The organism is Neobacillus soli NBRC 102451, assembly GCF_001591665.1.
Taxonomy (GTDB): Bacteria; Bacillota; Bacilli; order Bacillales; family Cytobacillaceae; genus Neobacillus; species Neobacillus soli.
This window is the reverse complement of the sequence record NZ_BCVI01000061.1, coordinates 21,012-36,542: the sequence shown is the minus strand read 5'-3', so window position 1 is coordinate 36,542 and position 15,531 is coordinate 21,012. Positions and strand designations below refer to the sequence as shown.

At 42.2% G+C, this 15,531-nt stretch carries 12 protein-coding genes; all 12 read right to left on the bottom strand.

Features of this window, described 5'->3' with window-relative positions; genetic code table 11:
* Positions 1-42 precede the first annotated feature (42 nt).
* Positions 43-873 (bottom strand): 50S ribosomal protein L2, encoded by an 831-nt coding sequence (gene rplB, locus BSO02S_RS21070; protein WP_066072312.1) that lies wholly within the window; start codon positions 871-873, stop codon positions 43-45.
* 29 nt (positions 874-902) lie between these two features.
* Positions 903-1,187 carry a 50S ribosomal protein L23 gene (gene rplW / locus BSO02S_RS21065; RefSeq protein WP_066072310.1) on the bottom strand — a complete coding sequence of 95 codons (285 nt, stop codon included), beginning with the start codon at positions 1,185-1,187 and terminating at the stop codon, positions 903-905.
* Positions 1,187-1,810, bottom strand: a complete 624-nt coding sequence (gene rplD, locus BSO02S_RS21060; RefSeq protein ID WP_066072307.1) for a 50S ribosomal protein L4 — start codon at positions 1,808-1,810, stop codon at positions 1,187-1,189. Before rplD ends, rplW begins: the two co-directional genes overlap by 1 nt.
* Positions 1,811-1,839: 29 nt before the next feature.
* Positions 1,840-2,466, bottom strand: coding sequence for a 50S ribosomal protein L3 (gene rplC, locus BSO02S_RS21055; protein WP_066072304.1), 627 nt, complete (start codon positions 2,464-2,466; stop codon positions 1,840-1,842).
* A 39-nt stretch (positions 2,467-2,505) separates the two neighbouring features.
* Positions 2,506-2,814: a 30S ribosomal protein S10 gene (gene rpsJ / locus BSO02S_RS21050; protein WP_066072301.1), complete on the bottom strand. Its 309-nt coding sequence runs from the start codon at positions 2,812-2,814 to the stop codon at positions 2,506-2,508.
* Between the two features lie 530 nt (positions 2,815-3,344).
* A complete protein-coding gene (gene tuf / locus BSO02S_RS21045) occupies positions 3,345-4,532 on the bottom strand; it encodes an elongation factor Tu (protein WP_066072298.1) in 1,188 nt (395 codons plus the stop codon).
* A 127-nt stretch (positions 4,533-4,659) separates the two neighbouring features.
* Positions 4,660-6,741, bottom strand: coding sequence for an elongation factor G (gene fusA, locus BSO02S_RS21040; RefSeq protein ID WP_066072295.1), 2,082 nt, complete (start codon positions 6,739-6,741; stop codon positions 4,660-4,662).
* A 48-nt stretch (positions 6,742-6,789) separates the two neighbouring features.
* On the bottom strand, positions 6,790-7,260 hold the full coding sequence (gene rpsG / locus BSO02S_RS21035) for a 30S ribosomal protein S7 (protein ID WP_066072292.1): 471 nt from the start codon (positions 7,258-7,260) through the stop codon (positions 6,790-6,792).
* Between the two features lie 39 nt (positions 7,261-7,299).
* On the bottom strand, positions 7,300-7,722 hold the full coding sequence (gene rpsL / locus BSO02S_RS21030; RefSeq protein ID WP_066072289.1) for a 30S ribosomal protein S12: 423 nt from the start codon (positions 7,720-7,722) through the stop codon (positions 7,300-7,302).
* 103 nt (positions 7,723-7,825) lie between these two features.
* Positions 7,826-8,074, bottom strand: coding sequence for a 50S ribosomal protein L7ae-like protein (locus BSO02S_RS21025; RefSeq protein WP_066072286.1), 249 nt, complete (start codon positions 8,072-8,074; stop codon positions 7,826-7,828).
* Between the two features lie 164 nt (positions 8,075-8,238).
* Positions 8,239-11,838, bottom strand: coding sequence for a DNA-directed RNA polymerase subunit beta' (gene rpoC / locus BSO02S_RS21020; protein WP_066072283.1), 3,600 nt, complete (start codon positions 11,836-11,838; stop codon positions 8,239-8,241).
* A gap of 87 nt (positions 11,839-11,925) precedes the next feature.
* Positions 11,926-15,486, bottom strand: coding sequence for a DNA-directed RNA polymerase subunit beta (rpoB, locus tag BSO02S_RS21015; protein WP_066072280.1), 3,561 nt, complete (start codon positions 15,484-15,486; stop codon positions 11,926-11,928).
* Positions 15,487-15,531 lie beyond the last annotated feature (45 nt).

The following is a 15,531-nucleotide window of genomic DNA, read 5'->3' as shown; positions in this document are numbered from 1 at the left end:
GACTGTTCTACGGCTCTCTCTTTGAACCGTAGCAAAGTCCCGTTATTTTTTACGACGACGTACAATAAACTTATCTGATTTATTCTTTTTCTTACGAGTTTTGTAACCAAGAGTTGGTTTACCCCATGGAGACATTGGTGATTTACGTCCAATTGGTGAACGTCCTTCACCACCACCGTGTGGGTGATCGTTAGGGTTCATTACAGATCCACGAACAGTTGGGCGAATACCTAACCAACGAGAACGACCTGCTTTACCAATTTTAATTAGTTCGTGTTGTTCGTTACCTACTTGACCGATTGAAGCACGGCATTCAGCTAGAATCATACGAACTTCACCTGAAGTTAAACGAACTAGTACGTATTTACCTTCTTTACCAAGCACTTGTGCGCTTGTTCCAGCAGAACGAACCAATTGTCCACCTTTACCAGGCTTTAACTCAATATTGTGTACAACAGTACCAACTGGGATATTAGCTAGTGGAAGTGCGTTACCAACTTTAATATCAGCCTCAGGGCCTGACATTACTTCCATTCCAACTTGAAGGTTTTTAGGAGCTAAGATATAACGCTTTTCTCCATCAACATAATTAATTAATGCAATATTTGCAGAACGGTTTGGATCGTACTCGATAGTAGCAACGCGTCCTGGAATGCCATCTTTGGTACGTTTAAAATCAATTAAACGATATTGACGTTTATGGCCGCCACCTTGATGACGAACAGTTAACTTACCTTGGTTGTTACGGCCGCCTTTTCTCTTTATTGGTGCTAAAAGAGATTTTTCTGGAGTGCTAGTTGTGATTTCAGCAAAATCAGAAGTAGTCATTCCGCGACGACCGTTGGAGGTAGGTTTGTACTTTTTAATCGCCATATTTTTTCCCTCCTCTTCTTGATAGGTTCTTATGCCTCAAAGAATTCAATTTCTTTGCTATCAGCAGTTAATTTTACAATTGCTTTACGGCGTTTATTTGTATATCCGCCAAATTTACCCATACGCTTGAATTTACCTTTATAGTTCATGATGTTAACCTTATCAACTTCAACGCCAAAGATTTCTACAACTGCATCTTTAACTTGTGTTTTGTTAGCTCTAACATCTACTTCGAACGTATATTTCTTTTCAGCCATTAGGTCGGTAGAACGTTCAGTGATAACGGGGCGCTTAATGATATCGCGTGCATCCATTATGCAAGCACCTCCTCTACTTTTTCAACCGCTGCTTTTGTCATGATTAATTTCTCATGATTAACAACATCTAATACGTTAATTCCATTAGCTGTTACTACTGTTACACCAGGAATGTTGCGAGCTGATAGTGCTACATTTTCATCCAAGTCCGCAGTAACAATTAGTGCCTTTTTATCAACAGAAAGACCGCTTAATACTGTTTTAAAATCTTTTGTTTTTGGAGTGTCAATAGCTAAGATGTCTAACACTAAAATATTCTCTTCTAACACTTTAGAAGATAGTGCAGATTTAATTGCTAAACGACGTACCTTTTTCGGTAATTTATAGCTGTAGCTGCGTGGTGTTGGACCGAAAACAATCCCACCTCCGCGCCATTGTGGGGAACGAATTGACCCTTGACGAGCACGGCCAGTTCCTTTTTGACGCCATGGTTTACGACCACCGCCGCGTACTTCAGAACGAACTTTAACTTTATGAGTTCCTTGACGTAAAGAAGCTCTTTGCATGATAATCGCTTCGAATAATACGTGTTGGTTAGGCTCAATACCAAAAATTGAATCATTAAGTTCGATATCACCAACTTGTGATCCTGTTTGGTTTAATAACGCTACTTTAGGCATTCCTTTGTTCCTCCTTTCTTAAAAAGTGACTATTTCTTAATTGCACCTTTGATTTTTAATAGTGCTTTTTTAGGTCCTGGAACATTACCTTTGATTAAAAGTAAGTTGCGTTCCGTGTCGACCTTAACGATTTCAAGGTTCTGTACAGTAACTTGATCTCCACCCATGCGGCCTGGTAATAGTTTACCTTTGAATACACGGTTTGGAGCAACAGGTCCCATTGAACCAGGACGACGATGATAACGTGAACCGTGAGCCATTGGGCCGCGTGATTGTCCGTGGCGTTTGATTACACCTTGGAAACCTTTACCCTTTGAGATTCCTGTTACATCTACGATTTCGCCTGCAGCGAACATATCAACTTTGACTTCTTGACCAACTTCATAGCCTTCTAAGTCGTCTCCGCGGAATTCGCGAATGAAGCGCTTAGGAGCAGTATTTGCCTTTGCAACATGGCCTTTTTCTGGTTTGTTAGCTAACTTTTCACGTTTATCTTCAAAACCGACTTGAACAGCTGTATATCCATCGCTTTCAACTGATTTCTTTTGAAGAACTACGTTTTGAGCTACCTCAACTACAGTTACAGGGATTAAGTTGCCGTTTTCTGCGAATACTTGAGTCATACCAATCTTTCTTCCTAAGATTCCTTTGGTCATTTAAGTCACACCTCCTGTGGATTTGTTTATTTATTTTGATTAAAGCTTAATTTCAATATCAACACCAGATGGTAAGTCTAAACGCATTAATGCGTCAACAGTTTGTGGTGTAGGGTTCACGATATCGATTAGACGCTTATGTGTCCGTTGTTCGAATTGCTCACGTGAATCTTTGTACTTATGGACCGCACGAAGAATCGTATATACATTTTTCTCTGTTGGAAGCGGAATTGGACCTGAAACTGCCGCACCTGAACGTTTTGCTGTTTCTACGATTTTTTCTGCAGATTGATCAAGAATTCTGTGATCATACGCTTTTAAACGGATACGAATTTTTTGTTTTGCCATTATTTTCCCTCCTTTATTCGCCTATTTTAAAAATAGACATTCTCAGTGAAAATTTCCCACACACTCGCCATGGCAAAGCGGCCGGGTGTGTCAGCAACCTTTCACATCATCGCAGTCAAAGACCAACATTGTCTATTATACATAAAAGATAAAGTAAACGCAACTACTATTACAATATTTTTTATGTTTCTCTTTCGAGCACTTTTACTATTATAAAGGCTGATATTCATAAATTCAACAGCTAATGTAATTCTCCAGTAATCTCCTAATTAGAAGAGCGGAGGCGACCGTTATGCGGCGTTTGGACTGGAGCGCTTTGAGTGAGTAATGGAAACACGGAGAGAGCGCAGCGATTCGATGTTGACTTATCGTAGGGAAAAGAGCGAAGTCCACTAGCCGCTGGGAGCTAGAGCTAGATAATTTTCAAAGTAAAGCAATTGATTAGTATTTATAGAAGAAACTCGGATTTTATCTTGTTAAACACAAAAAAGCAGATGGATCGTCACCCATCTGCTTTTTCTATTTAAAAATTACTCAGTAATAGTTGTGATTGAACCTGAACCAACTGTACGTCCACCTTCACGAATTGAGAACTTAGTTCCTTCTTCGATTGCGATTGGTGCAATTAGTTCAACAATCATTTCGATATGGTCGCCAGGCATAACCATTTCTACGCCTTCTGGAAGATTACAAATACCAGTAATATCAGAAGTACGGAAATAGAATTGTGGGCGATAGTTTGTAAAGAATGGAGTATGACGTCCACCTTCTTCTTTTGACAAAACGTAAACTTGTGCTTTGAACTTTGTGTGTGGAGTGATTGATTTTGGCTTAGCCAATACTTGACCACGCTCAATTTCTTCACGTGCTACACCACGAAGTAAAGCACCGATGTTGTCGCCAGCTTCAGCAAAGTCAAGAAGCTTACGGAACATTTCTACACCAGTTACAGTAGTAGATTTTGGCTCTTCTGTGAAACCTACGATTTCAACTACGTCACCAACTTTAACTACTCCACGCTCAACACGTCCAGTAGCAACAGTTCCACGGCCAGTGATTGAGAATACATCCTCAACAGGCATCATGAATGGTTTGTCAGTGTCACGAGTTGGTGTTGGAATGAACTCGTCAACAGCAGTCATAAGTTCGATAATTTTTTCTTCCCATGCAGCTTCGCCTTCTAATGCTTTAAGAGCAGAACCTTTGATAACTGGAGTGTCATCGCCAGGGAAGTCGTATTCTGATAATAGATCACGAATTTCCATTTCTACTAACTCAAGAAGTTCTTCGTCGTCAACCATGTCACACTTGTTCATGAATACTACAAGGTATGGTACACCTACTTGACGAGAAAGAAGGATGTGCTCACGAGTTTGTGGCATTGGGCCATCAGTTGCAGATACAACTAGGATACCGCCGTCCATTTGCGCAGCACCAGTGATCATGTTTTTAACATAGTCAGCGTGTCCTGGGCAGTCAACGTGTGCATAGTGACGAGCATCAGTTTCGTACTCAACGTGTGATGTAGAAATTGTGATACCACGCTCTTTTTCTTCAGGTGCTCCGTCGATTTGATCATATCCGCGTGCTTCTGCTTTACCAGATTTAGCAAGTACAGAAGTGATTGCAGCTGTTAAAGTTGTTTTACCATGGTCAACGTGTCCAATTGTACCAATGTTAACGTGTGGCTTTGAACGGTCAAATTTAGCTTTACCCATTTGGAAATCCTCCTCTAAATTATAAAAGTTAAGTATTTTTATTATTGAAGCTGTGAAATGGTTGTCCCATTTTCTCAGCTTCAATGCTTACAATAGTAGTTATACTTTATAGAAAGGTGAAAATCAATTATTCACCTTTATTTTTTTTGATGATTTCTTCAGAAATTGATTTCGGAACTTCCTCGTAGTGATCAAAGTGCATAGAGAATACTCCGCGACCTTGTGTACTAGAACGAAGCGATGTAGCGTATCCAAACATTTCTGATAGTGGAACCATTGAACGTACCACCTGTGCGTTACCACGAGCTTCCATACCTTCAACACGTCCACGACGAGCAGTAATTTGGCCCATGATATCTCCTAAATATTCTTCAGGAATTGTAACTTCAACCCTCATCGTTGGTTCAAGGATAACAGGGTTACACTTGGACGCAGCATTCTTAAGTGCCATAGATGCAGCAATCTTAAACGCCATTTCCGAGGAGTCAACATCATGGTATGATCCATCAAACAATCTCGCTTTAATATCAACCAATGGATATCCAGCAAGAACACCACGATCTAAGGCATCTACAAGACCAGCTTGAACTGCAGGGATGTATTCACGAGGAACAACACCACCGACAATACCGTTAACAAACTCAAAGCCTTTTCCTTCTTCGTTTGGTCCAAATTCAATCCAAACATGTCCATATTGTCCACGACCACCAGATTGACGGGCAAATTTACCTTCAACTTGTGCTGAACCACGGAATGTTTCACGATAGGCAACCTGTGGTGCACCTACGTTAGCTTCAACCTTGAACTCACGACGCATACGGTCAACTAAGATATCAAGATGAAGTTCACCCATACCGGCAATGATAACCTGTCCAGTTTCCTGATCAGTATGTGCACGGAATGTCGGATCTTCTTCTTGAAGTTTTTGCAGTGCCGTAGTCATCTTGTCTTGGTCTGCTTTTGATTTTGGCTCAACTGAAAGTTGAATTACTGGCTCAGGGAATTGCATAGACTCAAGGATTACAAGATTTTTGTCATCACAAAGTGTATCACCAGTAGTTGTATCCTTCAGTCCTACAGCTGCAGCGATATCGCCAGCGTATACCTTAGAGATTTCTTGACGGCTGTTTGCATGCATTTGCAGAATACGTCCAACACGTTCGCGTTTTCCTTTAGTAGAGTTCTGCACATACGAGCCAGACTCTAATGTTCCAGAATAAACACGGAAGAACGTTAATTTACCAACATAAGGGTCAGTCATAACTTTGAATGCTAGAGCCGAGAATGGCTCTTCATCACTAGAATGACGTTCTATGACTACATCCTCTTCATCAGGTGCATGACCTTTGATTGCAGGTACATCTAATGGAGATGGAAGATAATCAATAACTGCATCCAGCATTAATTGAACACCTTTGTTTTTGAATGCTGATCCACAGATTACAGGGTAGAATTCAACATTAACGGTACCTTTACGAATGCCAGCTTTAAGCTCTTCTTTAGTGATTTCTTCACCACCAAGGTATTTCTCCATTAACTCTTCATCCAGTTCTGCTACTGCTTCTACTAGCTTTTCGCGATATTCTTCAGCTTGAGCCATGTATTCTTCTGGAATTTCGCGCACTTCAATATCTGTGCCCAAGTCATTTCCGTAGAATACTGCATTCATTTCTACAAGGTCAATGATTCCGTTAAACTGATCTTCAGCGCCGATTGGCAACTGGATTGCATGCGCATTTGCTTGCAGACGGTCATGGATTGTTCCTATAGAATATAAGAAGTCTGCTCCAATTTTATCCATCTTATTAACGTATACAACACGCGGTACACCATATGTTGTTGCTTGACGCCAAACTGTTTCAGTTTGCGGTTCAACACCTGATTGCGCATCTAGAACAGCTACAGCGCCATCAAGGACACGGAGTGAACGTTCAACTTCAACCGTGAAGTCTACGTGTCCTGGTGTGTCAATGATGTTTACGCGATGACCATGCCATGATGCAGTTGTTGCTGCGGAAGTAATCGTGATTCCGCGTTCTTGTTCCTGCTCCATCCAGTCCATCTGAGAAGCGCCTTCATGTGTTTCACCGATTTTATGAATTTTACCAGTGTAGTAAAGTACACGCTCAGTGGTCGTCGTTTTACCGGCATCGATGTGTGCCATGATACCGATATTACGAGTATTTGCTAAGGAGAACTCTCTTGCCATTGGGTCTTTCTCCTTCCTAGTATGAAAGTTTTTATATTGAAGGTTAGATTACCAACGATAGTGAGCAAACGCTTTGTTTGCTTCTGCCATTTTGTGTGTATCTTCACGTTTCTTAACAGCTGCACCAGTGTTGTTTGCTGCATCCATGATTTCATGAGCTAAACGCTCTTCCATCGTTTTTTCACCGCGGTTACGTGAATAATTCACCAACCAACGAAGACCTAGAGTTGAACGGCGGTCTGGACGCACCTCAACTGGAACTTGGTAGTTAGCTCCACCTACACGGCGGGCTCTAACTTCTAGTACAGGCATAATATTTTTAAGCGCTGCATCGAATACTTCCATCGGCTCTTTACCAGTACGTTCGCGAATTGTTTCAAACGCTGAATAAAGAATAGCTTGTGATTTACCTCTTTTACCGTCAACCATCATTTTGTTGATTAGACGAGTAACTAGTTTTGAATTATATAACGGATCTGGTAATACGTCTCTTTTTGCTACAGGACCTTTACGTGGCATGTATTTTCCTCCTTTCAATAAAGCTTCTATTTATTGAGATTATTTTTTCGGTGCTTTCGGTCTCTTTGTACCATATTTAGAACGGCTTTGCATACGGTTATTTACACCCGCAGTATCAAGTGCTCCACGAACGATATGATAACGTACCCCTGGTAAGTCTTTTACACGTCCTCCACGGATAAGAACAACACTGTGCTCTTGAAGATTGTGTCCAATACCAGGAATGTATGCAGTCACCTCGATACCATTTGTCAAACGTACACGTGCATATTTACGTAACGCTGAGTTTGGTTTCTTTGGAGTCATTGTACCAACACGAGTACAAACTCCACGTTTTTGTGGTGATGAAACATTTGTTTGTGACTTTTTAAAGCTATTATAACCTTTATTTAGCGCAGGTGATTTTGACTTTTCCTCTTTTGATTGACGAGGCTTGCGCACCAGTTGGTTAATAGTAGGCATGATTTTTTCCTCCCTTCATTATTTGTAAGCCCACACATCCAGGTGGTTCATTTTTTTGCAAAAACAAAGTTTTTGCAGACTAATCTATCTACAAAAACAGCTTTTAACGGATAATTGCAACAGTGGAAGCACCAACTTCGATCCCGCATGCTTTCCCCAACTTTTTCATTGAGTCGACTTTTAGGATGGGAACATTAAATTCTTTTGCCACATCAACAACCTTTGCTGTTACTTTCGCTTCAGCATCGCCTGCGACGATTAACTCCTGAACTTTACCTTCCCTTAATGCCTTTACTGTTTGTTTGGTTCCTATGATAACTCTTTGTGCCTGCAATACTTTTTCATAAGACATAAATCATATCCTCCAAAGTATCAGGTGAATAGAAGCACCTTTGATATAATATCATCTTCCCAAAAGGATGTCAACTATACTTTTACATTTTTATGAAAGCCGTCCTTAAATGAATTCCCTTTAAAATGCGGTACTTGCTTTTGTCAGCAAGTACCGCACAGAAATTAATCAATTGTTACGGTTTCTTCGGAAGTTGTATCGCGGAGTACAGGTTCTGCTTTACGGTAACGCTGCATTCCTGTTCCTGCTGGTACAAGCTTACCAATGATAACATTTTCTTTTAAGCCGAGTAATTCATCACGCTTGCCTTTGATCGCTGCGTCTGTAAGAACTCTTGTGGTTTCTTGGAACGATGCTGCCGACAAGAAGGAATCAGTCTCAAGCGACGCTTTTGTAATACCGAGTAATACCGGACGTCCTGTTGCAGGCAATTTGCCAGCTAACAATGCCTTCTCATTCGCATCAGTGAACTGGTGAATATCAAGAAGTGTACCTGGAAGTACATCTGTTTCCCCTGCATCACCAACACGAACTTTACGTAACATTTGACGGACCATTACCTCAACGTGCTTATCGCCAATTTCTACCCCTTGCATGCGGTAAACTTTTTGTACTTCACGCAATAGGTATTCTTGAACAGATGTCACATCTTTAACTTTAATTAACTCTTTCGGATCAATCGATCCTTCTGTTAATTCTTCACCGCGTTCTACGTGATCATTGACAGCCACTTTCAAGCGGGCTGTATATGGAGCATTATAGGTACGCGACTCCACTTCGCCTTGAACGACGATTTCATGCTGACGGTCACGTCCCTCGTTAATGCCTACAACGACACCTTCGATTTCTGTAATAACAGCAACCCCTTTAGGATTACGCGCTTCAAAGATTTCCTGGATACGCGGTAAACCTTGGGTAATATCATCTCCGGCAACCCCGCCCGTATGGAACGTACGCATGGTTAACTGTGTACCTGGCTCGCCGATTGATTGGGCAGCAATAATACCAACCGCTTCACCCACTTCAACCTCTTGGCCTGTTGCCAAGTTACGGCCATAACACTTCTTACATACACCATGACGGGTATTACATGTAAACGCAGAACGGATTTTAACCTGTTCAATACCCGCTCCAACAATGACTTCTGCCATATCCTCAGTAATCAAGCCATTTTCAGGAACAAGGACTTCTTTTGTTTCAGGATGCCTGATCGGAGTGCGGGCATAACGGCCAATGAGGCGTTCGTCCAAGCCTTCGATTGTTTCTGTCCCATCTTTTAAGGCACTGATTAAAAAGCCGCGATCAGTACCACAATCGTCTTCACGTACAATGACATCTTGTGCAACGTCGACAAGTCGACGAGTTAAATAACCGGAGTCAGCCGTTTTAAGGGCCGTATCAGCAAGACCTTTACGCGCACCATGAGTGGAGATAAAGTACTCTAATACGGTTAATCCTTCACGGAAACTTGATTTGATCGGTAATTCAATGATCCGTCCAGCCGGGTTGGCCATTAGACCACGCATACCAGCAAGCTGGGTAAAGTTAGACGCGTTACCACGGGCACCGGAATCACTCATCATAAAGATTGGATTCGTTTTATTCAAGGATTTCATTAGCTTCCCTTGAATCGTGTCTTTTGCAGCACTCCAGATGGCAATTACTCGGTCATAACGCTCATCTTCGGTAATTAAACCGCGGCGGAATTGCTTCATTACGTTATCAACTTTATGTTGCGCTTCATGAAGTATTTCCTGTTTTTCAGGAAGTACGACAATGTCAGCTACCCCAACTGTAAGACCTGCTTTTGTTGAATGTTTAAAGCCTAAGTCCTTCATGCGGTCGAGCATTTTTGACGTTTCGGTAATTTTAAAACGTTTAAATACTTCAGCAATGATATTTCCAAGGATTTTCTTTTTAAATGGATCAATCAAAGGCATTTCATTAATTTTCGCCCTGACGTCTTCCCCTTTTTCAACAAAATATTTTTTAGGTGTTTCGACCTCTAAATTATTCCTTGTCGGTTCATTGATGTATGGGAATGATTTCGGCAGAATTTCATTGAATATAAGCTTACCAACTGTTGTAATTAGCAACTTATTGTTTTGTTCTTCTGTGAATGTCTCATTTCCTAATGAACCAGCATGAACTGCGACACGTGTATGCAAGTGGGCATAGCCGTTTTGATAGGCTAGGACTGCTTCGTTCGTATCTTTAACAATCATCCCTTCACCGACTGCGCCTTCTCTTTCTAATGTCAGGTAATAGTTACCTAGTACCATATCCTGAGAAGGGGTAACAACCGGTTTACCATCTTTAGGGTTTAAGATATTTTGCGCTGCAAGCATTAATAATCGTGCTTCTGCTTGCGCCTCTGATGAAAGTGGTACGTGAACAGCCATTTGGTCACCGTCGAAATCCGCATTATATGCCGTACAAACAAGCGGATGAAGGCGGATAGCTCTACCTTCGACAAGGGTGGGTTCAAAGGCCTGAATTCCTAATCTATGCAGTGTAGGAGCACGGTTTAACAAGACTGGATGCTCTCTAATCACATCTTCAAGAACGTCCCAAACATCCGGGGATACTCGTTCTATTTTTCGTTTTGCTGATTTAATATTGTGTGCTAAGCCCTTTTCAACAAGTTCCTTCATAACAAATGGCTTAAAGAGCTCAAGCGCCATTTCTTTCGGAAGGCCGCACTGATACATTTTTAAGTTTGGACCTACTACGATTACGGAACGTCCGGAGTAGTCAACACGTTTTCCGAGCAAGTTTTGACGGAAACGGCCTTGCTTCCCTTTTAACATATGGGAAAGTGACTTCAATGGACGGTTACCAGGACCTGTGACCGGGCGGCCGCGGCGGCCGTTATCAATCAAGGCATCGACAGCTTCTTGAAGCATCCGTTTTTCGTTCTGAACAATGATGCTCGGAGCACCAAGGTCTAACAAACGCTTTAAGCGGTTGTTACGGTTAATCACACGACGGTAAAGATCGTTTAAGTCAGATGTTGCAAATCTTCCTCCATCGAGTTGAACCATCGGACGAAGTTCAGGCGGAATAACAGGAAGAACATCAAGAATCATCCAAGAAGGCTCGTTTCCAGAACCACGGAATGCTTCTAACACTTCTAGGCGCTTAATCGCACGGGTACGACGCTGGCCTTGTGCTGTTTTCAACTCTTCTTTTAAGCCGTCTACTTCTTTATTTAAATCGATATCGAATAGAAGCTTTTTAATTGCTTCTGCACCCATGGCAGCTTGGAATTTGTTTCCGTACTTTTCGCGGTATGCACGATATTCCTTTTCAGATAAAAGCTGCTTCTTATCAAGGGCCGTATCCCCTGATTCTGTTACTACATAGGAGGCAAAGTAAATGATTTCCTCCAAGGCTCTTGGTGACATGTCTAAGACAAGTCCCATTCGGCTCGGAATACCTTTAAAGTACCAAATATGTGATACAGGTGCTGCAAGCTCGATATGACCCATTCGTTCGCGACGAACTTTAGCACGTGTTACTTCAACACCACATCGGTCACAAACGACACCTTTATAGCGGACACGCTTGTACTTTCCACAATGACATTCCCAGTCCTTTGTCGGACCGAAGATTCTTTCACAGAATAAACCGTCCTTTTCAGGCTTTAAAGTACGATAGTTAATCGTTTCCGGCTTTTTGACCTCTCCGAATGACCATGAACGGATTTTATCCGGTGAAGCAAGACCAATTTTCATATACTCAAAATTATTAACATCCAGCAAGGGGCCTACCTCCCTTTTGATATCTCCAGGTTTTACCCTTATTGCCCAATAAAGCTGTTAGCGCGCTTTGCACGCTAACAGCAAAAATTATTCTTTTGAACCGACCTTTTCGGATACAGCATGTTGCGCCTCAGGAACAATGTTTAATGTATCAACTTGCTGTAAATCATCGTCATCTTCCGTATCGCGCATTTCTATTTCTTTTTCATCACCGGAAAGGATCTTAACATCCAAACCAAGGCTCTGAAGTTCTTTAATTAAAACTTTGAATGACTCCGGTACGCCAGGTTCCGGAACGTTTTCGCCTTTGACGATGGCTTCATAGGTTTTCACACGACCAACAACGTCATCTGATTTAACCGTAAGAATTTCTTGAAGCGTATATGCTGCCCCGTATGCCTCAAGTGCCCAAACTTCCATCTCACCAAAACGCTGTCCGCCAAATTGTGCTTTACCGCCAAGTGGCTGCTGCGTAACAAGTGAGTAAGGTCCAGTTGAACGGGCATGGAGTTTATCATCAACCATGTGTGCCAGTTTAATCATATACATGACACCAACAGAGACACGGTTATCAAATGGTTCGCCGGAACGGCCATCATAAAGGACGGTTTTCGCATCGCGAGCCATACCCGCTTCTTCAATCGTACTCCAAACATCATCTTCAGTGGCTCCGTCAAATACTGGAGAAGCGACGTGAATGCCCAGATAGCGTGCCGCCATTCCTAGATGGAGCTCAAGCACCTGTCCGATATTCATCCGCGATGGAACCCCTAGTGGATTTAACATGATATCTACTGGTGTGCCATCTGGTAAATACGGCATATCTTCTTCTGGTAATATTCTTGAAATTACCCCTTTGTTACCGTGGCGTCCTGCCATTTTATCTCCTTCAGAAATTTTACGTTTCTGAACGATATAGGCACGGACAAGCTGATTTACACCCGGTGGAAGTTCATCGCCATCTTCACGATTAAAGACTTTAACATCAAGGACGATACCGCCGCCGCCGTGTGGAACACGAAGCGATGTATCACGTACTTCACGAGCCTTTTCACCGAAAATAGCATGTAGAAGTCGTTCTTCCGCTGTTAACTCGGTTACCCCTTTTGGTGTAACCTTTCCAACAAGCAGGTCTCCGTCTTTTACTTCAGCGCCAGTCCGGATAATCCCACGCTCATCTAAATTGCGTAGTGCGTCTTCACCGACGTTTGGAATATCACGAGTGATTTCTTCTGGTCCGAGCTTTGTATCACGGGACTCTGATTCGTATTCTTCAATATGAATCGACGTATATACATCGTCTTTAACCAGACGTTCACTCATAATAATCGCATCTTCATAGTTATAGCCATCCCATGTCATGAATGCTACAAGCACGTTGCGACCAAGTGCTAATTCACCTAATTCCATCGAAGGACCGTCAGCGAGTATTTCACCTTTTGTTACATGGTTGCCAACGGCGACAATTGGACGTTGGTTATAGCATGTTCCTTGGTTGGAACGAATGAATTTCAACATGCGATATTTATCAAGATTTCCTCTTACTTCTTGCCCGTCGACTACGTTAATGCGGCGGACCCATACTTCACGTGCTTCCACATGCTCAACAATACCTTCATGTTTACAAATAACTGCCGCACCAGAGTCTTTACCAGATACGTATTCCATACCTGTACCAACCCTTGGGGCTTCTGGCTGCATAAGAGGTACTGCTTGACGCTGCATGTTCGCTCCCATTAGAGCTCGGTTGGAGTCATCATTTTCAAGGAACGGGATACATGCTGTTGCTGCAGAAACAACCTGCTTAGGAGATACATCCATATAATCAATGCGGTCGCGTTTTACAACCGTGTTTTCTCCACGGAAACGTGCTACAACATCTTCATCTAGGAACGAACCATCCTCATCTAGACGGGCGTTTGCTTGCGCAACTACATAGTTATCTTCTTCATCCGCCGTTTGATAATCAATCCGGCTTGTTACTTTGCCAGTATCAGGGTCAACACGACGGTATGGTGTTTCAATAAATCCAAAGCGGTTCACCTTAGCATAAGATGATAACGAGTTAATCAGTCCAATGTTCGGGCCCTCTGGTGTTTCAATAGGGCACATACGGCCATAGTGAGAATAGTGAACGTCACGCACTTCAAAACCTGCGCGCTCACGTGTTAAACCACCTGGTCCTAGTGCAGATAAACGACGCTTGTGCGTTAATTCAGCAAGCGGGTTGGTTTGGTCCATGAACTGTGATAACTGTGAGCTTCCAAAGAACTCTTTGATTGAAGCAATAACCGGACGAATATTGATTAATTGCTGCGGTGTAATGGTTGCTGTATCTTGGATCGACATTCTTTCACGAACAACCCGCTCCATCCGGGATAAACCGATGCGGAACTGGTTTTGTAAGAGCTCTCCAACAGAACGAAGACGTCTGTTGCCTAAATGGTCAATATCGTCTGTATCGCCTACTCCATGCAGCAAATTGAAGAAGTAGCTAATCGATGCAATGATATCTGCAGGCGTAATATTTTTAATCGGTTCAGCCACATAGGCATTACCTAAGACGTTAATTACTTTTTCATTTTCATCACCAGGAGCATAAATTTTAATGTCCTGAAGGATGATTTCTTCACTAACTACGCCGCCATAAGGGCTAAAGCCTTTAAAGTTGATGTTCTTTTCAAGGGCCGGCAAGACTCTATCCAGGTTTCTCCTATCTAGAACCGTTCCTTTTTCAGCAATAATTTCGCCAGTTTCGGGGTCCGCTAGGGATTCCGCTAACCGTTGGTTGAATAAGCGATTTTTAATATGAAGCTTCTTATTAATTTTATAGCGGCCTACATTAGCTAGATCATAGCGCTTTGGATCAAAAAAGCGGGACACCAATAAACTCTTTGCGTTTTCAACGGTAGGAGGTTCACCGGGACGAAGCCGCTCATAGATTTCTAGAAGTGCCTTATCGACACCCTCCGTATTGTCCTTCTCCAAAGTGTTACGAATATACTCGTTATCTCCAATCAATTCAATGATTTCTTGATCAGAGCCAAAGCCAAGTGCACGCAAAAGAACCGTAACGGGCAGTTTCCGAGTACGATCTATTCTCACATATACGACATCTTTGGCATCTGTTTCATATTCCAGCCAAGCGCCGCGGTTCGGAATGACAGTAGCTGAAAAGCCTCGTTTTCCATTCTTATCAAGCTTTCCACTATAGTAAACGCTCGGAGAACGCACTAATTGTGAAACAATAACACGTTCAGCCCCGTTAATGACAAACGTACCTGTTTCCGTCATAAGTGGAAAATCACCCATAAATACATCTTGATCTTTTACTTCACCTGTTTCTTTGTTAACAAGTCGGACCTTTACACGCAATGGAGCAGAATATGTAACGTCCCGTTCTTTTGATTCTTCAACAGAATACTTTGGATCGCCAAGGCTGTAATCAATAAATTCGAGTGATAGGTTACCAGTAAAATCTTCAATCGGTGAAATATCCTGGAACATTTCACGCAAACCCTCATCAAGAAACCATTGATAGGAAGCGGTTTGAATTTCAATGAGATTTGGTAATTCTAAAACTTCACTGATTCGTGCGTAACTTCTCCGCTTTCGGTGTCGTCCATACTGAACTAGTTGACCTGACAACTGATTCACCCCTCAAATCAAGCGTTATTTATTAAAATCTATTTA

Bases quoted from the DNA above. Each gene is read 5' to 3' on its own strand.
- rplB (WP_066072312.1), bottom strand. From the start codon at position 873: ATGGCGATTAAAAAGTACAAACCTACCTCCAACGGTCGTCGCGGAATG.
- rplW (WP_066072310.1), bottom strand. From the start codon at position 1,187: ATGGATGCACGCGATATCATTAAGCGCCCCGTTATCACTGAACGTTCT.
- rplD (WP_066072307.1), bottom strand. From the start codon at position 1,810: ATGCCTAAAGTAGCGTTATTAAACCAAACAGGATCACAAGTTGGTGAT.
- rplC (WP_066072304.1), bottom strand. From the start codon at position 2,466: ATGACCAAAGGAATCTTAGGAAGAAAGATTGGTATGACTCAAGTATTC.
- rpsJ (WP_066072301.1), bottom strand. From the start codon at position 2,814: ATGGCAAAACAAAAAATTCGTATCCGTTTAAAAGCGTATGATCACAGA.
- tuf (WP_066072298.1), bottom strand. From the start codon at position 4,532: ATGGGTAAAGCTAAATTTGACCGTTCAAAGCCACACGTTAACATTGGT.
- fusA (WP_066072295.1), bottom strand. From the start codon at position 6,741: ATGGCAAGAGAGTTCTCCTTAGCAAATACTCGTAATATCGGTATCATG.
- rpsG (WP_066072292.1), bottom strand. From the start codon at position 7,260: ATGCCACGTAAAGGTCCTGTAGCAAAAAGAGACGTATTACCAGATCCG.
- rpsL (WP_066072289.1), bottom strand. From the start codon at position 7,722: ATGCCTACTATTAACCAACTGGTGCGCAAGCCTCGTCAATCAAAAGAG.
- BSO02S_RS21025 (WP_066072286.1), bottom strand. From the start codon at position 8,074: ATGTCTTATGAAAAAGTATTGCAGGCACAAAGAGTTATCATAGGAACC.